General features: G+C 33.7%; 14 protein-coding genes. 12 read left to right on the forward strand and 2 right to left on the reverse strand.

The features are described 5' to 3' along the window. Nucleotides 1–243: 243 nt before the first annotated feature. On the forward strand, nt 244–4,089 hold the full coding sequence (locus AC1Q5Z_RS15445) for a M43 family zinc metalloprotease (protein WP_492445756.1): 3,846 nt from the start codon (nt 244–246) through the stop codon (nt 4,087–4,089). A 77-nt stretch (nt 4,090–4,166) separates the two neighbouring features. Here AC1Q5Z_RS15445 and AC1Q5Z_RS15450 read toward each other — a convergent pair whose 3' ends face one another. After that, nucleotides 4,167–5,378: a M24 family metallopeptidase gene (locus tag AC1Q5Z_RS15450; RefSeq protein WP_492445757.1), complete on the reverse strand. Its 1,212-nt coding sequence runs from the start codon at nt 5,376–5,378 to the stop codon at nt 4,167–4,169. A gap of 186 nt (nt 5,379–5,564) precedes the next feature. Here AC1Q5Z_RS15450 and AC1Q5Z_RS15455 point away from each other — a divergent pair, with 186 nt between their 5' ends. The 7 genes from AC1Q5Z_RS15455 (at nt 5,565) to AC1Q5Z_RS15485 (ending at nt 11,567) form a co-directional block, all read left to right on the forward strand. After that, the gene (locus AC1Q5Z_RS15455; protein WP_492445758.1) at nt 5,565–6,854 is read left to right on the forward strand and encodes a S28 family serine protease; all 1,290 of its coding nucleotides are present in this window, start codon (nt 5,565–5,567) and stop codon (nt 6,852–6,854) included. Between the two features lie 179 nt (nt 6,855–7,033). Continuing rightward, complete coding sequence (gene modA / locus AC1Q5Z_RS15460) at nt 7,034–7,834, forward strand: molybdate ABC transporter substrate-binding protein (protein WP_492445760.1); 801 nt, start codon at nt 7,034–7,036, stop codon at nt 7,832–7,834. Further along, complete coding sequence (locus AC1Q5Z_RS15465; protein ID WP_343587001.1) at nt 7,831–8,226, forward strand: TOBE domain-containing protein; 396 nt, start codon at nt 7,831–7,833, stop codon at nt 8,224–8,226. The genes modA and AC1Q5Z_RS15465 overlap by 4 nt, the downstream gene beginning before the upstream one ends. Then, nucleotides 8,219–8,893 carry a molybdate ABC transporter permease subunit gene (modB, locus tag AC1Q5Z_RS15470; RefSeq protein ID WP_492445762.1) on the forward strand — a complete coding sequence of 225 codons (675 nt, stop codon included), beginning with the start codon at nt 8,219–8,221 and terminating at the stop codon, nt 8,891–8,893. Before AC1Q5Z_RS15465 ends, modB begins: the two co-directional genes overlap by 8 nt. Next, the gene (locus AC1Q5Z_RS15475) at nt 8,893–9,768 is read left to right on the forward strand and encodes an ABC transporter ATP-binding protein (RefSeq protein WP_492445764.1); all 876 of its coding nucleotides are present in this window, start codon (nt 8,893–8,895) and stop codon (nt 9,766–9,768) included. The genes modB and AC1Q5Z_RS15475 overlap by 1 nt, the downstream gene beginning before the upstream one ends. 160 nt (nt 9,769–9,928) lie before the next feature. Further along, nucleotides 9,929–11,035, forward strand: coding sequence for a cytochrome-c peroxidase (locus tag AC1Q5Z_RS15480; RefSeq protein ID WP_492445765.1), 1,107 nt, complete (start codon nt 9,929–9,931; stop codon nt 11,033–11,035). Nucleotides 11,036–11,051: 16 nt separating this feature from the next. Then, nucleotides 11,052–11,567: a molybdopterin-binding protein gene (locus tag AC1Q5Z_RS15485; RefSeq protein WP_343586993.1), complete on the forward strand. Its 516-nt coding sequence runs from the start codon at nt 11,052–11,054 to the stop codon at nt 11,565–11,567. Between the two features lie 8 nt (nt 11,568–11,575). Here the strand turns inward: AC1Q5Z_RS15485 and AC1Q5Z_RS15490 are convergent, their stop codons facing one another. Then, nucleotides 11,576–15,637 (reverse strand): hybrid sensor histidine kinase/response regulator transcription factor, encoded by a 4,062-nt coding sequence (locus tag AC1Q5Z_RS15490; RefSeq protein ID WP_492445767.1) that lies wholly within the window; start codon nt 15,635–15,637, stop codon nt 11,576–11,578. Between the two features lie 756 nt (nt 15,638–16,393). Here AC1Q5Z_RS15490 and AC1Q5Z_RS15495 point away from each other — a divergent pair. From AC1Q5Z_RS15495 to AC1Q5Z_RS15510, 4 genes are all read left to right on the forward strand, one after another. Then, nucleotides 16,394–19,336: a SusC/RagA family TonB-linked outer membrane protein gene (locus AC1Q5Z_RS15495; protein WP_492445769.1), complete on the forward strand. Its 2,943-nt coding sequence runs from the start codon at nt 16,394–16,396 to the stop codon at nt 19,334–19,336. A gap of 10 nt (nt 19,337–19,346) precedes the next feature. Further along, nucleotides 19,347–20,954, forward strand: a complete 1,608-nt coding sequence (locus tag AC1Q5Z_RS15500) for a RagB/SusD family nutrient uptake outer membrane protein (RefSeq protein ID WP_492445771.1) — start codon at nt 19,347–19,349, stop codon at nt 20,952–20,954. 26 nt (nt 20,955–20,980) lie between these two features. Then, nucleotides 20,981–22,048, forward strand: a complete 1,068-nt coding sequence (locus AC1Q5Z_RS15505) for a SusE domain-containing protein (protein ID WP_198857251.1) — start codon at nt 20,981–20,983, stop codon at nt 22,046–22,048. Between the two features lie 92 nt (nt 22,049–22,140). After that, nucleotides 22,141–23,238 carry a glycoside hydrolase family 53 protein gene (locus tag AC1Q5Z_RS15510; RefSeq protein ID WP_343586984.1) on the forward strand — a complete coding sequence of 366 codons (1,098 nt, stop codon included), beginning with the start codon at nt 22,141–22,143 and terminating at the stop codon, nt 23,236–23,238. The last annotated feature ends 3 nt before the right edge of the window (nt 23,239–23,241 follow it).

Consider the following 23,241-nt stretch of genomic DNA (forward strand, 5'->3'; position numbering starts at 1 on the left):
ATTTGTTTTTTGAGACCAGCACTTTTAAGTGCTGGTTTTTTTTTTGCTCAAAGTTTTTAGATTAATATTCTTATAAAGTTAAATGTGTGTTGTTATCTGTATTTTAAAATTGGAATTTTTAAGGATATGTTTTTTTAAGGTTAAAAACATGATAATTATGTATTAATTCTGATTAAAATAATATCAGAAACATATAAACATGTAAGGTAATTTTGATTGTTACTAATTATAAAACCAAAATAGATGAAATTAAAATTACTAATCTGCTTACTGATTTTCAGTGTATTGAAAGTTAGTTCGCAAGTTTTGCCCTGCAGAACAAGCGAAGAAAATGCCAAAGTGTATCGGAATAATCCACATGCACTTGAAGAAAAAAAGAACTTTGATGTTTTTAGTAAAAACTTTGCTGCACAACGCAAATCTCAAACCTCAAAAACGGCTGCCGTCACTTATACAATCCCGGTAGTTTTCCATATTTATGGCGATGTGCAAGGAGGTAAAACCGTAACCTACGAAAAAATTGTAAATCACCTTGCCCAACTTAATGATGATTTTAATGGACGCAATGCCGATTATCAAACCGTAGAACCATTCTTTCAGTCACGACGTGGAACTTTAAATATCGAATTTAAGTTAGCTAAAAAAGATCCTAATGGCGGTTGTACAACAGGAGTTGTATTTCATCCAACAAAAAACGGATATGGAAATGGCGGCGGTTACGACGATCAAATTGCTGCTGACGCTTGGGATAATACTAAATACATGAATGTTTATATTCAGAATGATTTGTATAATGATGGAGCTACAAATAATTCGGGTGTTGCTTGGTATCCAAGTTCAGATATGACAGCAAGCAATACTGCTCGTGTTGTTTTTAACGGAGCTTACTTATATGATAACTCCTATAGTAAAGAATTCTCGGCAACCTTAACGCATGAGTTTGGTCACTTTCTTAACCTGATTCATACTTTTGAAGGAGGATGCTCTGGCACAGATGAGGTTGCAGATACTCCAGCTGAAGACGGAAATCATACCTTAGGCTGTACTCCAGGAACAAACTGCAGCGGTGACAAAGTAAACTTTGAAAACTATATGGGATATAACGGCGCTCAAGGTTGTTATAAAATGTATACACAAGGTCAGATCGACAGAATGCTGGCGGCTTTAGAACATCCTGCTCGAAAATCTTTATGGCAACCTCAAAATTTAATTGATACTGGCGTTAATGCAACAGGAAGTACACTAGTTGCTTCGGCAGTAACTTTTAAAGAAGCTATTATAAATGATGGTTCTTTTGATACTTCTTCTATCATAAACTTAAACGGAACAAAAACTTTTGCGGTATCTTCAGGAACTTTAACAGCTGGTACTCATTTTACACATACTTTTCCAGCAGGAATAACTCCTGTACTTACTGTAAATTCAAACAATCAAATTACGGTTACATTAACTGGAAAAGCCACTAATCATGCAGCAAGTAATAATGCTTCAGGAGGAATTAGTTTTTTACCTGCGGCTTTTACAGGCGGAACAGCCAATTTATCATGTAGTTCTCTCTATTTTAACTTAAAATTTTCAGATCCTTACGGAATCTTTTTTGTAGACATGCCTGATGTTACTGTATCATCTGCACTGACATGGAAATATTTTGAAATTGCAAAGGGAGATGATAAAGCATTTGGAGGTTGGCGTTATGCGGCCAATGCTTTAAAAATAGAAACTTATGCAAAAAAACTAGTTTGTGAAACAGGCACTAGAAATATCTCATTATTAAATTCAAATACAGCTGTTGGTCCAACGAGTAATATGACTGCTCCAGGCGCATATCCAAACCAGTTAGATTTAAGAACGGCAGGTTACACAGCATGGGATGGAAAAACAGGGTATGTTGGATTTGATTATTTAATGGATGGTCTTACTTGTTATGGATGGTTCAAAGTAAAAGTAAACGCTGATGGTGACGGATATACTATCTTGGAATATGCTTATAATACCAAGCCAAATACTCCAATTTATACAGGAATGACCGATAAGACTGCTACAACTTTATCAGCAGATACCTTATACGAAGCTGTAACTAATGACGGAAGCATTACATCTACTACAACAATTGCATTGACGACCAATAATGGAACATTCACGAAAAGCAGTGGAACTTTTACTGCAGGAACAGATTATACCATTACAGGCGTTCCAGCTGGATTAACAGCAGTTTTAACTTTAGAAAGCAATACCAAAACAGTACTTTCTTTTACAGGAAAAGCAACTGCACATAATACAACAAATGATGCTGTTGTTACACTTACTTTTAAAGATGCAGCAATTACAGGAGGTATAGCGACTTTAGATACTGCAACCAAAACAATCAACTTGAAGTTTGATGCTCCTTATGGTGTATTTTACGTAAATAATCCAGATTATACTGCCAACGCAGCATCGACTTGGCAATATTTTGATTTGGGCATTGGAGATAATACAGAATATGGTGCATGGCAATATGCCGCCGCCGCTTTAAAAATAGAAACGTACGGAAAAAGGCTAGTTGCTGAATCTGGAACAAGAAATATTTCATTCTTAGCACAAGGAACTTCTATTGGCGCTTCGAGTAATTTTGCTGCTCCAGGAAATTATCCGAATCAGTTGGATTTGCGAACAGCTACTTATACTACTTGGGACAATAAAACAGGTTATGTTGGTTTTGAATATACTAGTAGAGGTCGTATTTGTTACGGATGGATGCATATTAAAGTAGAGGCTGGAGGAGTAGGCTATATCGTTTTGGACTATGCTTATAATACTAAACCAAACGAGCCGATTTTGGCAGGAATACAAACTGCAAATGTAGTATTGGCTCCAACAAGCTTGACAGCAACAGTTACTAATTTAGAAGCTTCTCTTACTTGGACAAATAATGCTACTAATGCCACAAATGTAATAGTAGAAAGAGCAGGTTCAGATGATGTATATGCCGAAATTGTTACTTTGGCCAATACAGCATCTACTTATACCAATACAGCTTTAACAGCGGGCAGCACTTATAAATATAGAGTTAGAGCAAAATCAGGAACAGATTATTCGGCTTATTCGAATGTGGCTACGGTTACGATTCCCGCAGCTTCGCTATGCAGTGCGCAAGGAGCAAATAGTTACGAGTATATAAGCTCGATTGCGGTAGGAAGCTTTGTAAACACATCAGGAAAAGAAACAAATGGTTATGCCGATTATACTTCAAAAGTAATTACATTGACTCCAAATGCAAATACGAGTATTACTTTGACACCTGGTTTTACAGGATCTGCTTACACCGAATATTGGGGAGTTTGGATTGATTACAATAAAAACAATCAGTTTGAAGAATCTGAAAAAGTAGTTAATAATATTTCGTCAAATGGTGCTGTAACAGCAAGTTTTACTCCTGCATCATTTACAGGAACGACAAGAATGAGAATTGTAATGAAGTATAATGCCAATCCATCTTCAACTTGTGGAAATCTAGGAGATGGTGAAATCGAAGATTATACTGTTAGTGCAGGAACTTCTGTACCACCAAATCCAGCAACTTTAACAATTCCTGCTAATCTTGGTAATGCAGGTGTATACACATCAGGATTTTATGCTTCGTGGGCAACATCAGCAGATGCGACATCTTATGAAGTGCAATTGAATACTTCTTCAGGATGGACATTAGCTGGAACTTCGACAACATATTATCTATGGATTCCAAAACAAGGAACTCAAACGGTATATGAATTTAGAGTGAAAGCAAAAAATGGCAATGCTTTTAGCGATTGGAGCGCATCGCATACTATTGATTTACAATCTGGAAGTTTAGGTTTGCCTGGCTCAGATATCAATACAGCAAAAACATTCACCATGTATCCAAATCCAGCTTCTGATGTGGTAAACTTTACTTTTGAAAATATTGATATAAATAAAGTTAAAGTATCAATTTACGATAGTACAGGACATTTAATTGCTACAATGCATAATACAACAGTTTATTCTCTTAAATATTTAAATAAAGGAGTTTATATTGTTGTAGCTACCGATGGTAAGTTTGTGGAAAAGAAAAAATTATTGGTTGAATAAGAGTTAATTTGCTCAAAAAGAAAGGGATGCTTGTTTTAGCATCCCTTTTTTATTAAAAAGATAAAGTGTTTAAAAACCTATAGCCCAAAAGGATTTTCAATACTCTGCATAGGTTCAGTAAACCATTTAGGGCCATTTGCAGTCATGTAAAAATGATCTTCATGACGAATACCGAATTGTCCTGGCATGCATATCATTGGTTCGTTGCTAACAACCATTCCTTCTTTTAGAACAGTTTGATTGCCTCTTACCAAATAAGGATATTCATGAATATCAAGTCCTGTTCCGTGTCCAACACGATGAGGTAGACCCGGAATTTCATAATCACCGCTTAGTCCGGCTTGTGCCAGAACTTTTCGAGCTGCATCATCAACAGAACCACATGTTGCTCCAATTTGCGCAGCATCAAAAGCAGCTTTTTGAGTTGCCTTTTCAAGATTCCATATTCTTCGGTGCTCTTCATTTGGAGTTCCGTAAACATAAGTTCTTGTAATATCAGACAAATAGCCTTCTAAGCGACATCCTGTATCAATTAATACAATATCATTATCCACTAAATTTTGTGGAGATGTAACACCATGCGGATATTGAGAATCTTCTCCAAAAAGAACAATGCAGAAATAAGAACCCGATGAAACACCAGCCTTAATATGCGCTCTATGAATAAAGTCGACAACAGTGCTTACTTCAATGCCTGGATATAAAATGCTTGCCGCCGCTTTTTGAACCGTCATGGTTATATTTTTAGCCTGCTGAATTATAGCAATTTCGTTAGCCGATTTATGCATTCTGCATCCTGCTGTAATAGGCTGTGCATTTACAAAACTAAATTTTGGATTCGCTTTTGCAACTCCATCAATCAGGAAAAAAGAAGCCGATTCGTCTAGCGCAATATTTCCATCAATGACATTTTTGTTTTGCAAAATGCTTCCAAATAGCTCGTATGGACTTTCATGTTCTTCCCAGAAATTTAAGTTTCCTTCAACTTTCATAAAAGTCTTAAAAGTTCCTTCTTCAAATTTCGGAACAATATATTCAACCGTTTCATCGTCAAAAAGCACCGCTCCAACCATACGTTCAGAAGCATTCCATTTTGTCCCTGTAAAATAATACAGATTCGTTCCCGCATTTACATAAAGCGCTTTACAGTTATGCTCTTTCATTAATTCGACCGCATTTTTGATACGCTGTTTGTATTCTGATAAAGCAATTGGCACAACACCAAGTGTCATGTTTTGTATTTTTCCCAATTCGATATCTATAGTTGATCCGCCAACTCCAATTGTCATTTTTTATTTTTTTAGTTAATATTAAATCGCTGTATGCTTCAATTTTTCAATAAAATTAAGGCATTATTTCGATTTTGTCTTATGTTGATGCAAACTAGATAAAATATTACATTTTAAGGGTAATATAATATCAGTTTCAGCTTAACATTGCGCTTACTTTTAAAAACTTAAATAATTAAGATTAAAATGAATTCAAAAACCTTTATTACCTCATTGTTTTTTCTTTTGTTGAACTATTTTACAATAGCTGCGCAAAAGATAGAAGAATCATCAGAGAATTTACAGCAAAGATTGAATGAATTATTTCCAAAAGCGATTATAACTCGAATTGAAAATTTGGAAAATTATACCGAATCATATCAGATAATTTTAGATGAACCTTTAGATCATAAACATCCTGAGAAGGGAACTTTTCAGCATTATATTTATCTTTCTCATCTTGGTTTTGACAGGCCAACGGTAATTGAAACTCATGGTTATAATACTGAAAATATAAAGAGTGAAGTAAGCAGTCTTTTGCAAGCAAATCAAGTTGCGGTTGAATATCGTTTTTACGGAAAATCAAGACCAAATCCGATTCAATGGGAATATTTAACCAATGATCAAGCTATTGCAGATTATCATGATATTGTAACTAAGTTGAAAAAAATATATTCTGGCAAATGGATTTCTACAGGAATTAGTAAAGGAGGAGAAACAGCTCTGATTTATAAATCTATTTATCCGAATGATGTTGATGTTGCAATGCCTTATGTGGCTCCGTTAATTAATTCTTGTGAAGATCCTAGAACGATAAATCATACGAGAACAATTGGAACAGCAGAATGCAGAGCAAAAATAACCGCTTTTCAGAGAACTGTTTTAAAAGAAAAAGAAGCCGTTTTGGCCGTTTTTCAGGATTATGCAACTACAAAAAAAATGCAATTTACAGAAGTTCCTTTTGCTGAATCTTTAGAATATGCCGTTTTAGAATTTCCTTTTTCTTTTTGGCAATGGGGAGGAAAATGCGATGAGATTCCGTCAGCAAATGCTTCTGCAAAAGAATTATTTGATTATTTGAATAAAATTGTTGGAGTGGGAACTTACAGCGATAAAATGTCTTTTGTGTATTTACCGTCTTATTATCAGCATTTAAGTGAACTGGGTTACTATGGGTTTGATCTAGAGCCTGTTGCCGATTTACTGACTATTGTAAAAAGCAGTTCGAATGCAAGATTCGCACCTAAAGATGTTGCAATAAAATACAACCCAAAATACATTAAAAAAGTTCGTAAATATGTTGAAAACAAAGGAGATAAAATTTTATACATCTACGGAGGTTATGATACTTGGTTCTCTTGTTCTCCAACTCCTAAACTAAATGTTGATGCTCTTAAAATGGTGCTTCCTAATGGAAGTCACTCCACCAGAGTAAGAGATTTTTCTGAAAATGACAGAATTTTAATTATGAATACTTTGAACAAATGGTTGAATTAGAAATCTAGATTGTATCGTACTAAAGTCTATTATAGTATTAAAGCCTGAGAATATACTTCTCGGGCTTTTTTTATTTATAGAATATATTTATAGGCTATTTTTCTTTTAAAAGATTAGTTTTTTCAATCTACGCGAGAATGCTTATTTTTACAGTTATAACATTATTTACTTCGTGTGTTATGAGAAAGAGAAACAAGTCACTACAGTATAAAATCAGAAAAAGATTTTTATTTTATCTGTTGCTGTTTTCCGTATTATCTTTCAGGAATATGCAGGCGCAACAGAAATTTACAATTGTGGCGGCGGCGAATCTTAAAGTAGCTTTAGATTCTATAAATAATGTTTTTAAAATTCAAAACCCAGATATAAATCCTCAGATTACTTATGGTGCTTCTGGAAAATTTTATGAGCAGATTTCTAGTGGAGCGCCATTTGATTTATTCTTTTCAGCAGATATGGATTATGCTAATAAACTGGCAAATAAAAAAATGACAGCCTCAAAAGTAAAAATGTATGCTGTGGGTAAATTGGTTATTTGGAGCAAAAAAATGGATCCGAATAAAGCGAAAATGAATAGCCTTTTAGATGCTTCTATTCGAAAAATAGCTATCGGAAATCCTTCAACTGCGCCATATGGAGAAAAAGCGGTGGAGTGCTTAAAATTCTACAAAATATATGATAAAGTAAAAAACAAATTGGTCTTTGGCGATAATATTACACAAGCCACTCAGTTTGTAACTACTGGAAATGCTGATATTGGAATTACAGCCTTGTCTCTTGTGCTAACCCCTAATATGCAAAAAGAAGGAGGAAAGTATTATATTATTCCAGAAAAAAGCCATTCTTCGTTAGAACAAGGATGCGTAGTATTGAAACATGGAAAAGACAATGCAAATGCTGTAAAGTTTTATAATTTTATATCTTCAAAAAAAGCAATTGCTATTTTAAAATATTACGGATACGATACAAAGGCAAAATGAATGTACTAAAAGGAATTATAACTGAAATTCAATCGCATGAAGGCATTTCATTAGTTAAGCTGAAATCGAATGAAAATATCTTTACTTCGATCATTCTAGACGTGCCAGATTATTTAAAAGAAAATAATACAGTTAAAATCATTTTTAAGGAAACAGAAGTAATTATATCTAAAGATTTAAATCCTTCTATTAGTGTTCAGAATCAGATATACGGCCGTATAGAATCTATAAAAAAAGGAGTAATTCTGAGTCAAATTACGTTATCGATTGGAGAAGATAAAATACAATCTATTATTACTACGAATGCCTGCGAACAATTAGATCTAAAAGAAAACCAAAACATATTGGCTTTAATAAAAACGAACGAAGTAAGCTTATCTGCCTATGATTAATCTAGATCCTTTATGGCTTACTGCAAAATTGGCTTTGATTACCACATTGATTCTTTTTATAGTCTCAATTCCGCTATGTTATTGGTTGTGCTACAGTCGATTTCGATTAAAAGCCATTATTGAGGCTCTAATTAGTTTGCCTTTGGTTTTACCGCCATCTGTTTTAGGTTTTTATCTTTTAATAGCTTTTAGTCCAGAAAATGCTTTTGGCAAATTTCTGTCAGATTATTTTGATGTGAGATTGGTTTTTACTTTCGAAGGATTAATTCTGGCTTCAGTCTTATACAGTTTGCCTTTTATGGTGAACCCGATTTTATCAGGATTAAAAAATCTTTCTCCAACTTTACAAGAGGCTGCTTTTACTTTAGGAAAATCGAGATTTACAACGATTACCAAAATTTTGCTTCCAAATATTAGTGCTTCATTGTTTACTGGAATTATAATGACATTTGCCCATACTTTGGGAGAATTTGGAGTTGTTTTAATGGTTGGCGGGAGTATTCCAGAAGAAACAAAAGTAGTTTCTATTGCGATTTATGAAGAAGTAGAATCTATGAATTATCATAATGCCAATATATATGCTGGAATATTGTTTGCATTTTCTTTTTCAATTTTGTTAGCAGTTCATTTAATCAATAATAAATCCAGAAAAACAACTCTTTATTAATGATACAGTTAGATGCTTATAAAATGCTGCAGACAGCAGATGGCGAATTGCCATTAGATATCTCTCTGACGATAAAAAAAGGAGAGTTTGTTTCTGTTTACGGAAATTCGGGAGCCGGTAAGACAACCATTTTGAGAATTTTGGCAGGACTTACTCGAGCAGAGAAAGCAGTTATAAAAGTAGGGGAATCAGTTTGGGATGATTCTATAAAAAAAATCCATTTCCCTGTTCAAAATCGTTCTATTGGCTTTGTATTTCAAGATTTTGCTTTGTTTCCAAATTTAACTGTAAAAGAGAATCTTGAGTTTGCTTTATCTAAAAATGATTCCAAAGAAATTGTTCCAGAGTTGATAGAACTTATGGAATTGCAATCACTCCAGAATAGTAAACCGCAGAATTTATCGGGAGGACAAAAACAACGTGCAGCACTGGCAAGAGCAATTGTACGTATGCCTGAGATTCTTTTATTAGACGAACCTTTATCTGCATTAGACGATGAAATGCGATTTAAACTTCAAGATTATATTTTAAAAATTCATCAAAAATATAAATTGACTACACTGATGGTCAGTCATTCTATTTCTGAGATTTTTAAACTTTCAGACAAAGTAATTGTTGTTGATAAAGGTAAAATCATAAAAGAAGGAACTCCAGAAAATGTATTTTCTGAACAGAAAATTAGCAGTAAATTTCAATTAACGGGAGAAATTATCAGCATTACTAAAAGTGATATTATTTATATAGTTCAGGTTTCTTCTGGTAACACTATTGTAAAAGTTGTTGCTACAGAAGAAGAGGGAAGGGAATATAAGATTGGGCAAAAGGTACTGATCGCTTCTAAAGCATTCAATCCTGTAATTCAGATTTTGAAGTGATCTTAAAAAGATCGATTAAAAATATCTTTTTTAAGTATTAATACTTATTTTAGCGATGTAGAAAAACTAAGTACTTAGGATTTTTCTAATCAGCAGTATTCATTTAAAAACATAATGATGATATTGTGAATTACTAAATGGGTTCTTTTAAAAAAAGATAATGCAAATTAAATCGCATCATAAAAAAATTACATTATTTTTTGTGTTGGCAACAGCTGTATTGTTTATGGCTGTTACCGATATAGAACCTCCATATACAGATCCTTACAAGTTGGAATATCCAGATTATTTTGGAAACAGAATTAGTATTCCAGAAGATAATTTGACCACAAAACAAGGTGTTTTTCTAGGCAGAATGTTGTTTTATGAAACGAAATTATCTTCAAATAAAACAATTTCCTGTGCAAGCTGCCATCAGCAGAAACTTGCTTTTACAGACGGAAAAGCTTTTAGTTTAGGCGTGAATAATGTGCCAACTAAGCGTAGTTCAATGTCATTAGCCAATTTGCTTTGGGTTCGAAATTTTTTCTGGGACGGAAGAGCGAAAGGTCTGGAGGAACAAGCCAAATTTCCGCTTAATGATCCGCACGAAATGGGAGCTTATTTGGATAAAGCAGCTAAAGAGCTTCAGAAAACAAAGGAATATCCGCCACTTTTCAGAGATGCGTTTGGCACAGCAGAAATTACATCAGATAAAATAACCAAGGCAATTGCACAATTTGAACGCACTTTAATATCTGCGAATTCAAATTATGACAAATATCTTAGAGGCGAATATAAACCTACTAAACAAGAATTAAATGGCATGGAACTCTTTATGAATTCGCCACAGCCAGAAAAAAATAGTCGAGGAGCCAACTGTGCGCAATGTCACGGAACACCCAAAATGTACATGGAATTGTTTCATAACAACGGCCTTGATGAAGAGCCAAAAGACATAGGACGTGAGGAGCAGACAGGAATGGCAAATGATAGAGGAAGATTTAGGGTGGCAACGCTCCGCAACATTGCACTTACTGCGCCGTATATGCATGATGGCAGGTTTAAAAGCCTTGACGAAGTATTAGATCATTATAATGAACATATTAAGCCAAGTAAATCGTTAAGCATATCTTTGAAAGGTAGTTCTAATAATTTGAATGGAAAAAATCTGGGATTAACGGCAAATGAAAAATCAGATGTTATCGCTTTTCTTGAAATGCTGACAGATTCTACTTTTATTAATGATCCAAAATTTTCTAATCCGCATTTAAAGAGAATTAAGTAATTTAAAAACAACTAAAATGAGAGAACGTTTTTTAGCTATTATTTTTTTAGCAACACTATTTTTTGCTAACATTTCGAACAGTTTGTATGCACAAAATTCTTCTAAAGAACCTGTTGTAAAAATTGAAGGAGAAGTTTTAAAAACACTTTCGATTAGTATTTCTGACTTCGGAAAAATGCCACATGTAGAACAAAACATGAAAGATCGCGATGGAAAAATACAGCATTATTCGGGAGTTCCTGTCATTGAATTATTAAAAGAAGCTGGAGTAACACTTGGAAAAGAACTCAAAGGAGAAAACTTGACGAAATATATGCTAGTACGAGCAAGTGATGGCTACGAAGTTATTTTTTCGTTAGCAGAATTAGATCCAGCTTTTACAAACAGAGTAATTATTCTAGCAGATAAAAAAGACGGAAAACCATTAGAAGATGGGATAGGACCATTTCGTTTGGTTGTACCAGATGAAAATAGACCTGCGCGTTCTGTTCATGAAGTTTCAAATTTAATTATTCGATTTGCGAAGGAATAAATTAGGAATTATGCATCTCCTTTTTGAATGACATTCAATTCTTTATTAAAAGAATTTCTATATTTTTTAATGTATTCTGAAGGTTTCATTCCAAACAGCTTTACAAATTGCTGACGGAAATAACGCTGATCTTCTATACCAACTTGAGGTCCAACCTGAGCGATATTTATATTTTCGGTAAGCATAATTACTGCCGCTCTACGAATTCTTATCGATCTGATAAAAACATTTACGGTTTGTCCAGAAATGGCTTTAATCTTTTTGTAAAGGCTTGAATGGCTCATACCCATTGCAGCAGAAAAGCTCTTTAGATTAAACTCACTATTTTCAAGATTGGCTTCGACGATTTCGATACATTTATCAAGGAATTCTTTGTACTCAAGCGGAACTTTATTTATGTTTTCGCGTAGTGTTATGCTGTCTAGAAAATACTTGCGAAGCTGACCTCTGTTTCGAAGAACAGAATCAACTCTTGCCAGAAGAATATCACTATCAAAAGGTTTGGTAACATAATCATCTGCACCTTCTGTAATACTTTGCAAATGAATGTCGTTACTGGTTGTAGCGGTAAGAAGTATTACGGTAATATGGCTCAAATCATCATTTTGCTTGATTTTTTTGCATAAATCTAAACCATTCATACCTTCCATAGAAATATCGCTTAGTACAATATCTGGCATATGTTTTTCTACAAGTTTTAACCCTTCAAGACCATTAAAAGCAGAATAAACTATATAATTTTTAGAGAAAAGCTGCACAAGATAATGATTCATTTCAGGATTATCTTCAACGATTAGAAGTACTTTTTTTGTACTAATTAATTCTTCCTGAATATTTTCTGGCTGTAGTGGTTTGTTTCCTTTATCATACGTATTTTGAGCTGGCAATCCTTCTAGAAGTTCTCCTACAAGAGGTGACATATGCGGATAATTTTCGTTTATGTTCATTTCTGCAAAATGGCTATTTCCTTTAGGAAGAGTAATGATAAAAGAAGTGCCTTCTCCAACTTTACTTTTACAAGTTAATTGTCCATGATGCTTATTCACAAAATATTTTGCAACATAAAGCCCTATTCCAAAACCATTGCTGCTTTTAGACTGTATTTGTTTGAATTTTTCAAAAATAGTATCAATATCATTTTCATTAATACCGCTTCCTGTATCTGATATAATTATGGAAACGTCATTAACGTTTTCTGTTATTTCAATAGTTATCGATCCTTTATTAGGAGTAAATTTAAAAGCGTTCGAGATTAGATTAAAAAGAGTAATTTCTATTTTTTCGTAATCGCCATATATTTCGGTAGGTGCTTTTTCTTCGATAAAATTATAATTTAAGCTTTTTGCCGCCGCCATTTGTGTAAAGCTTTCGTAGATTTCACGGCAAAGTGCATTCAGATTAATTCTCGAAATTTTTAGTTCATCAAGATCAGTCTCTGCTTTTCTGAATAGTAATAATTGATCTGTAAGACTTAATAATCGTTTAGCATTTTTATAAGCGAGATTTAGATCTAGATCATCTTCAGACTGTTTTTTTCTTTCAATTGCGCTTTTAAGCGGATTTATAATTAACGATAATGGAGTACGCAATTCATGAGCCATATAAGTGAACATAGAAAACTGCTTTTCAGCATGTTCCTTATCTTTTTTATGTTCCATTCGGGCAAGTTTTATTTCATAGCGAAGTCTTTCTTTATTTTTATGATAATTTACATAAACATAAATCGCTGCTATTGCACAAATTAAATAAAATGTATAAGCCCACCACGTTCTGTACCAAGGCGGAAGAATTTTTATTGTTGCCAATGTCACTTCATTAGTCCAATTTCCAAAAACATCTGTTGTTTTAACTTTAAAGAAATAAGTTCCTTCCGTTAATCTGGAATAGTTTGCTCTATTGTCTTTTGTGGTATAATTCCAGTTTTTATCCCAGCCTTCAAGAAAATAAGCGGTACTGATTTTTTCGGAATTAACATAATCAAGATAAACAAAATCAAAACTTAGCGCCGACTTTTCATAAGGAAGTTCGGCAGCAGTTATCATTTCTAGTTTTTTTCCTGTTACATAAGGACTGCTTAAAGGCAAAGATTGGTTGTTTACAAACAAATCATTCAATAAAAATTTACCTGTATTTTTTTTGTCTTTTATACTTTCAGGATAAAAAACGTTGAAACCGTTTAGACCGCCAAAAATAAATTCTCCTGTCGAAAGTTTTGTGCCGGCATTCCAGCTAAACTGATTGCCTTGGAGTCCATCTGTTACACCAAAATTTCTAAAAGTATTATTTTTTGGATTATATCTAGAGATTCCGTGATAGGTGCTCATCCATAAATTACCATCTTTATCTTCTAAGAGACGAAGTATTGTATTGCTCGAAAGGCCGTTTTGAGTAGTATACTTTTTATAAGTTCCTGTTTTTCTATTAAACAAAAGCAGACCGCCTTCTACAGTACCAACCCAAAGATTTTTGTTTTGATCTTCGGTTATGCATCTAACGGTATAATCAGAATGGTAATTTTTTACTTTTTTGGTTCTTGGATCGATCTCAAAAAAAGAGTTGAATGTTCCTCCCCAGATTTTTCCATCTTTGGTTTCGTATAAGCAAGTAACATCGCGTAATGTATTACTGTAGCAAATGAATTTTTTTTGTTTTCGGTCAAATTGATATAATGCACCTGAATTGGTTATAGCAAGCCATAATGTATTTCTTGAATCTAAAAAAAGCAGCCATGATTCTTGCTCCGCTTTTTTAGTGTACTGATTATAAATTGAAAAATTTTGAATGGCTTTTGATTTGGGATCGATACGACAGACTCCGCCTTTCCACATGGCAACCCAAATGGCATTATCAAAATCCTTGACGATGCTTGTAACAAAATTGCTCTGAATTTTTCGTCCAGCAGATGATGTTGTCGAGTAAACATCATAGGTGTTTTGTTTTCTGTTCCAGTATCGCATTCCAGCGCCATCTGTGCCTATCCAGATATTTTTCTTTTCATCTTCGCAGAAAGAAAGCATAAAATTTGCAGCAGGATCTTCGTCTTCTTTATGGGTTAGCGGATTTTTGCTTTTAAAATGATTAAAATAAAGCGGTTTTTTTCCCATCATACTTACGCCTCCGCGAAGAGTTCCAAACCACATTTCTCCAGTTTTGCTCTGGAATATATCATAAAGCGATTTACTGTTAAGCAATGAAACAGGACCGCTAGCACGATATAAAACAGGAGTGGTTTGATTTTTTGAAAGTGTAAAAAGACCTGCACCATCAGTGGCAATCCAAAGCCTGTTTTCTTGCTGAAAAAAATCACGGACAACTGTTTTTTCTTCGAAGTAATTTTTAGAAAAGGTATTTAGACTGTGATTATATAGATAAGCTCCTTCGTCAGATCCAATCCAGAGTCCTTCATTTGTTAGCTTGATACAATTTGCGCCAGTAATGGTATCGTTTAAGACTGTTATTTTTTTTGATTTGATATCGTATTGGCAAAGACCAGTTCCTGTTATAAAAACATAGAAGATTTGTTTTTTTGCATTATAAGAAATAGATCTTGCGATGTAATCTAATTTACCATTAAATGGTATTGCAGTTCCAATTTGTTCGCCTTCTTTATAAACAACAATTCCTTCTTTTGTGGCAACAAGAATAATATGTAAAGAATGTACGGCAATTATTTCGTAAGCAGTAATTTTTAAAGGTTTGATCTTTTTGTTTGTATCATAATATTTCAACGGACTGAAAGAAGATCGTTCGGCATTAAAAACAACAGGACCAGCAGTTGTTCCTATCCATAAATTATTTTCATAGTCACCTTCAATACAGCTGATTGCATTTCCTTGAATAGAATTTGGATCAGTATGAACATGACGGTAAATTTTAAAATCATTTCCATCATATCTGTTTAGTCCGTCAAAAGTTCCAAACCACATATATCCATTTTGATCTTGATATATTGTTGCAACTGAATTATTAGAAAGCCCTGATGAAATATCAAGATGCTTTATTGGGTAATTCTGTCCAAATGAAATTAGAGAAAGAAGACTAATAACTAGAAAAGACTTTAGCTTATTCATAGATTGTGGTTTAAAAAGCTGATGGCTCTTTTATATATGAAAAATAGAACGTTGCGACCTGAAAGCTGAATTGTTTTTTTGTTTCAATAAATGTTAAATCTGTATGCTTTGCGAAAGTAATAATTTATTGTATAATGTGTAGAAGTAACATTTGTTTTTTAATTGAAATGTACCAGTCGCTATTTTTGTCTTTTTCTTCTATTTTATAGATTAAAATATGCGGTATTGTTTTAAGAATAGTGGTTTAAAAAATTACAATTTATGCGATTATTGAAAATGAGTTTATAAGGCTAATTATTTTTTTAATCGTTTTTTTTGGCGCTAAAAATTAGAAAATATGTTTTTATTCTATGTTCTAGATGAGCTTTTACGAAATTGTCCCCTTTTATAAATGAATTTTTCCCCGTCTTAAAAACTCCCTGTATCCTTAATTTGCAATGTGAGCTGATAAGCTATAACGTTTGAATAAGACTTTTTAATTTTTGTTCAAAGCGAGTCAGTAAAAAACTTAACTAAATTATCTTAACCAAAAAAACTTAAACATGACCAACATTCCAATTAAGATTTATCGGAGAAACCTTTTCTCATTCTATTAAGAAAAACTTATTTAAAAGCAGTTTATAATTTTAATAGACGATACCCTAAAAACAGATATTAAAAGAATAAGCTTTGCTTTTTTATGAGTTTTATCCCTACAATATTTTTGTAGGGACATTAATTAATAAAACTAACTTAAAACCAAACCAATTAAAAAGCATGAAAAGAATTAAATCCAAACTTTTACTTTTATTACTCTTGCTTCCTTTTTGTGTGTTTGCTCAAAGCACAATAAGCGGTGTAGTTCTGGAAAATGGATCCAAGCAGCCCATACCAGGAGTAAACATAAAAGTAGCTGGGGCCAATATTAGTGCCTCTACAGATTTTGACGGAAAATTTCAATTGTCTGGTGTAAAATCAGATAGTAAATTGGTGTTTTCATTTACGGGTTATGTCACTCAAACCATTGCAGTTGGCACGCAAAAAAACATAAGTGTATATCTTGAAGAAGATACTAATCAACTGAAAGAAGTAGTTGTTCAAGTAGGTTACGGAAGCGTCAAAAAGAAAGATGCAACAGGAACCGTGACTGCTCTTTCTACAAAAGACTTTAATAAAGGAAATAATATTACAACAGAAAATCTATTTAGCGGAAGAGTTGCTGGTTTAACCGTAAATTCAACTGGAGCACCAGGTTCTAGTTCTCAAATTAGAATTCGTGGAGGGAGTTCGCTTTTTGCGAGTAATGATCCACTTATTGTTATCGACGGATTGCCTCTTGATAATACGACAAATACAGGATCCTCTTCTTTTTTAGCATCATTAAACCCTGCAACGGTAGAATCTATTACGGTTTTAAAAGATGCATCAGCATCTGCGATCTATGGTTCAAGAGCTTCTAATGGTGTTATCATCATAACGACTAAGAAAGGAAGCAAAACATTATCTGTAGACTATAATGTGCAATATGCAACAGGTACATTGACTAAAACTGTTGATGTTTTTAGCGCAGACGAATTTAGAAGTGTTATTGCAGATAGAAGAAGCGATGATCTAAATAAATTAGGAACTGCAAATACAGATTGGCAAAAAGCAATTTATAGAAACACAGGGACAATCGATCAAAGTTTGGCTGTTAGAGGAAATTTGTTCAATATTATTCCGACAAGTTTAACTTTAGGAAATACCGATCAGCAGGGATTGCGTTTAACTAATAATTTTAAAAGAAATACGGTTGGTTTAGTGATGAACCCAACGTTTCTTGACAATCATTTAAAAATGAGACTTTCGGCTAATTATACAGACGAAAAAAACAGATTTACAGATGCTGTTGAAGGAGCAGCTATTGGTTTTGATCCAACACAGCCTATAAAAGTTGAAGGTGCGCCTTATGGAGGCTATTTTGAATATACTACAGGAGTTGATTCTAATGGAAATTATCCGTTAGTTTCGACAGCAGCAAGAAATCCTGTTTCGCAATTGCTGAACACAAATGATAGAGGAACAAACGACAGAATTTTTGGAAATTTTGAAATTGATTATAAATTCCACTTTTTCCCTGCTTTAAGAGCCGTTGTAAATGTTGGATATGATGAATCGAATGGAGAGAGAAGAAGATTGGTTGGCGCTGATGCTGGTTCTGCTCCTTCAAACAACAACATTCCATACGGAACAGATGAATATACAGAAGCAACCAGAAAAAACAAATTATTAGACGGTTATTTAGTTTATAATAAAACTTTTAATGCCTTAAATTTTGAATTGACTGGTGGTTATTCGTATCAAAAATTTCAAAGTTCAAAATTTGAAACGGGTAATATTTTAAATCCAGATTTACCGTCAACATTTCCTGAAACTACTCTAGATACAGATGTTGTCTTAATAGGATTTTTTGCTAGAACAAATTTAAACTTTAGAGACAAATATTTATTGACACTATCATACAGAAGAGATGGTTCGTCAAGATTTGAAGAAGCTAATCGTTGGGGTAATTTCCCTTCAGCAGCCTTTGCATGGAAAATCAAAGAAGATTTCTTTAAAGACAGTACAACCTTATCAGACTTGAAATTAAGATTAAGTTACGGAATTACAGGTCAACAGGATATTCCTGAGCCAAACGGATATTTGCAAAAATACCAAGTGGGAAGCGGAAACTCTGAATACTATTTTGGTGATAGTCCTGTGCCGGTTGCACTTCCTTCAAAAAGAACAAACAATTTGAAATGGGAAGAAACTTCTTCTTACAATGCTGGTCTTGATTTCGGGTTTTTAAATAATCGCATTTCTGCTGGTCTTGATGTTTATTACAAAGAATCTAAAGATTTATTAGTAAATGCAGCAATATCTGACGGTAGTAATTTTTCTAACCGTGTGTATCAAAACGTTGGAAGTTTTACAACAAAAGGTGTTGAGTTTACGGTTAATGCGAATGCCATTAAAACAGAAGATTTTAATTGGAATATGAACTTCAATATTTCAAAATTTGAAAGAAGAATTAAAAATCTGGTTAACGGAACTGATATCTTTTTAGGGGATAATATTGCAGGAACTGGAACTCCAGGACAAATTTTTAGAGAAGGCTATACTCCATATTCTTTTTATGTATACAAACAATTATACAACAACGAAGGAAAACCAATCGAAGGAGCTTTTGCTGATTTGAATGGAGATAATATTAAAAATGATTCAGATAAATACATCTATAACAACCCAGATCCAGATTTTACATTAGGATTTGCTTCTAACATGAATTACAAAAAGTTTGACTTTTCATTCAATTTAAGAGCAAGTATTGGTAATCGAATTTTTAACGCGGTAGATGCAAGTAGAGCGCAATATGATGCGATGGAAAACGGTGGAGTTTTAAGTAATATTCCATCTCAAGTTTTAGAAACTAATTTTCACACAACGTCAAATGTTGTGTTATCAGATCTTTATATTGAGAACGCTTCATTTTTAAAATTAGACAACATTACGTTAGGATATACATTAAGTAACTGGCTAAACAGTAAAGCTACATTAAGAGTTTCTACAGGAATGCAGAATGTTTTTGTACTAACAAAATACAGCGGTTTAGATCCTGAAATTACAAATAATGGTGTAGATAAAACGATTTATCCAAGACAGCGATCAATTTTGTTTGGTCTTAATCTTAAATTTTAATAACGAAATCATGAAAAAATATATAGTAACAGCAATCGTTGCATTGACTTTGATTTTTCAGTCATGTACAGATGATTTGAATGTAGTTTCAAAAGACGACGACGTTCTTTCTTCTGATGTATTGTTTTCTACACCTGACGGATACAAAAAAGCATTTGCAGGAGTGTATGGAAATCTAACTTTAACAGGAGTGCTTGGACCAGATAATTCTTCGCTTGAAGGTGTAGATGCAGGAACAAGCCAGTTTACAAGATGTTTATTGTACATGCAGGAATTAACTACCGACGAATTGGTTTGGAGTTACGAAAATGACGCTGGAACAGCAGAGTTACAACGCAATATCTGGACAGCTGCAAATCCTATTATTTTAGGAATGTTTAGTAGAACGATGGTTTCTGTTGCCTATGCAAATGAATTTTTGCGTCAGAGCACACCAGAAAAATTAAGCTCAAGAGGCATTACAGATGCTGCAACTTTGACTGATATTGCACTTTACCGTCAAGAAGTTCGTGTGTTAAGAGCATATGCTTATTATAACATGATGGATTTATTTGGAAAAGCACCTATGTATACTGAAAATGATCCTGTAAATTTTGCAGGACCAGAGTTTAACAGAAAGCAATTGTTTGAATATGTAGAATCTGAATTAAAAGCAGTTTTGCCCGATTTAAAAGCAGCAAGAACAAATGAATATGGTAGAGTAGATCAATCTATGGCACGAATGATTTTGGCTAAAATATATTTGAATGCACAAGTTTATATTCAGGCCAATCGTTTTGATGACTGTATTGCAATGTGTAACGCAATTATAGAGAGTGGTTATACTTTAAAACCAAAATATCTTGACAATTTCAAGGCAGACAATAATACTTCTCAGGAAATTATTTTCGGAATTCAGTCAGACGGAGCAGTTTCTCAAAACTGGGGAGCAACAACTGTTTTAACAAACGGACAGATTGGTGCTTGGGAAAATAATGGTGCTGATTTTGGAATTGGCGGCTGGACAGGAGCGCTTAGAATTAGAAAAGAGTTTGTTCAAAAGTTTGATGGTTCAAAATTTAGTCAAGATACCAGAAATACAATAGGAAAAGGTGTTCAGGGCGATCCATCAAAACAAAGATCTATTGATATTGATGATATTGGAGTAAAAACGCAAGGTTATATATTATCTAAATTTTCTAATAAAACTTCAACAGGAGTTAACGGCAGCAGTTCGACTTATGCAGATACTGATTTTCCATTATTTAGATTAGCCGATGTTTATTTAATGTACGCAGAAGCTACTTTAAGAGGAGGAAACGGAACAACGATTCAGGCTTTAAATTATGTAAACGCTTTAAGACAGAGAGCCAATTCGAATTCGACCGTTGGAAACATTACTTTAAGCGAATTAACGCTTGATTTTCTTATTGATGAAAGAGCACGTGAATTGCATTGGGAAGCTCACCGAAGACAAGATTTAATCCGTTTTGGAAAATATACTGGAGGGTCTTACAATTGGGCTTGGAAAGGAAATTCTTCAAAAGGAATTGCTATTCCTACTTACATGAGTGTTTTTCCAATTCCAGAAGGATCATTGGGAGCAAATAGAAATTTAACTCAAAACACGGGTTACTAATTTTTTTAACTTAAACGATATACAAAATGAAACTTATATATAAAATATTTATAGCTGTAGTATTGCTTACAGGATTTTGGTCTTGTGAAAACGAAGAAAATTTAATGATTTTAGAACCTCAAGAAGCAGCTTTTGGGCTTATAACTCCAGAAAATGGTTCTTCTATTATTCTAAATAAAGAAACGCCAAATAATACTGCGCTTACTTTAACTTGGGAAAAAGTAAGTTACGGAACTCCAACAATTGTTACTTATACAGTACAATTTGCGGCAAGCAATACTGAATTTGCTGCACCGGTAGATATTACAACTTCTACAACTACTCACGCAACTATTACAGTAGCAGAACTTAATGCAAAAGCTTTAGCACTTGGACTTACTGCTGATACTGAAGGAACAATAGATATTAGAATTAAATCGACTGTTGGAACAACTCTTTCAGAACCAAAACTTTCTACTCCAATTACCATTGCAGTGACTCCTTATAGAGGTGAATTTCCTAAAGTTAATTTGTTCTTAGTAGGTCCTGGTACTGCCGCAGGATGGAGTGTAGATAACAACAATATGCCAATTTTTAGAGATCCTAAAGAAAACGCAAAACAATATTATACAGGATATTTTAATGCAGATGGCTTTAAACTAATTGAGCAAATTGGCTTCTGGGCTCCAATGTATGGAACAAATGGTGCTGCAGTACAATACAGAGCAACAGAAAGCGATGCTGATCCAGGTGTGTTTCCAACGGCAGCTGCAGGTTATTATAGTTTTGAAATTAATCTAGAAGAATTGACATACAAAATTACTCCATATACAGGACCAATGACAACGTATGCTACGATTGGTTTGACAGGATCTGTCTTAACAGGTGATGATACTGGTTGGGATACTGAAGTTCCTTTAGTGAAATCTGATTTTGATGGACATATCTGGAAAGTTACCCAAACGTTGAAAGCAGGAAAAATGAAGTTCAAAGCAAACAATAGCTGGGATGTTAGCTGGGGAGATAACGGTGGAGACATTTTTGTTGAAGCAGGAAAATATGAAATCTGGTTCAATGACTTAGATGGTCGTTATATGTTCATAACAATTCCATAAGTTGAATTGAAAAATAAGAGAAGCCTCAATAAGCATGCTTCGAGGCTTCTTCTTACTTTAAAATCAAAACTTCACTAATTACAATTCATATCATGAAAAAACATATAAAGATTTTTGGATTACTTGCGGTACTTGCATTTCAAATCTCGTGCTCAAATAATGATTCTGCAGATACAGAAATTGTTAATCCGCCAGATGCAAGTGACACTTTTATTAGAGCATCAGACGTTTCTTTTCTTCCTCAAATGGAATCTTTAGGAACTAAATTCTACAGCAACGGCAAAGCAGAAGGAATGCTTACAACATTAAAAAATGCCGGTTGCAATACCGTTAGAATTCGTTTATGGAAAAATCCTGTAAATGGGCGTTCTGGTTTAAGCGAAGTAAAACAATTGGCTCAAAAAGCAAGACAAGCTGGTTTAAGAGTTTGGCTTACCGTTCATTATTCTGATGACTGGGCAGATCCAGGTATGCAGACAACTCCTGAAGAATGGAAAAATTTATCCTTTACCGATTTAAAAAAGGCTGTTTCCGATTATACAGCAACTATAGTTTCAGAAATAAATCCAGATATTATTCAAATTGGAAATGAAATCAATAGCGGATTATTATGGCCACAAGGACATTTAATTAATAACGAAGAACAATGTTTAGCTTTATTAAGCGCTGCAAGTGCAACGATTCGAAGTAAAGCTCCAAACACAAAAATAATGATTCATTATGCAGGTGTTGATGGCGGTGCGACAGATTGGTTCTTCAATAAAATGAAAAGCATTGATTACGATTATATTGGATTATCGTATTATCCTGTTTGGCACGGAAAAGATTTGAATGTAGTAAAAAACACCATTGATAGTTTAGGGAAAAAATTCAGCAAAAAAGTTCTGATAGCAGAAACAGCTTATCCTTTTACTTTACTGCATAATGATCAGACAAATAATATTGTTGGAACAAGCGATCAGTTGGTGCCAGGTTATCCAGCAACTCCTGCGGGACAAAGAACTTTTGTAACAGATATTAAAAATATCGTAAAAACATCAGAATTTGGACAAGGATTTGCCTATTGGGGCGGCGAATGGGTTGCTTTTAAAGGGCCACAATCAACAACAGGTTCTACATTCGAAAATCAAGCCTTGTATAGTTTTGATAATAATGCTTTATCAGTAATGCAAGCCTTCAGTAAAGACTAACAT

This window comes from Flavobacterium sp. GW823-FHT06G12 (genome assembly GCF_058794775.1).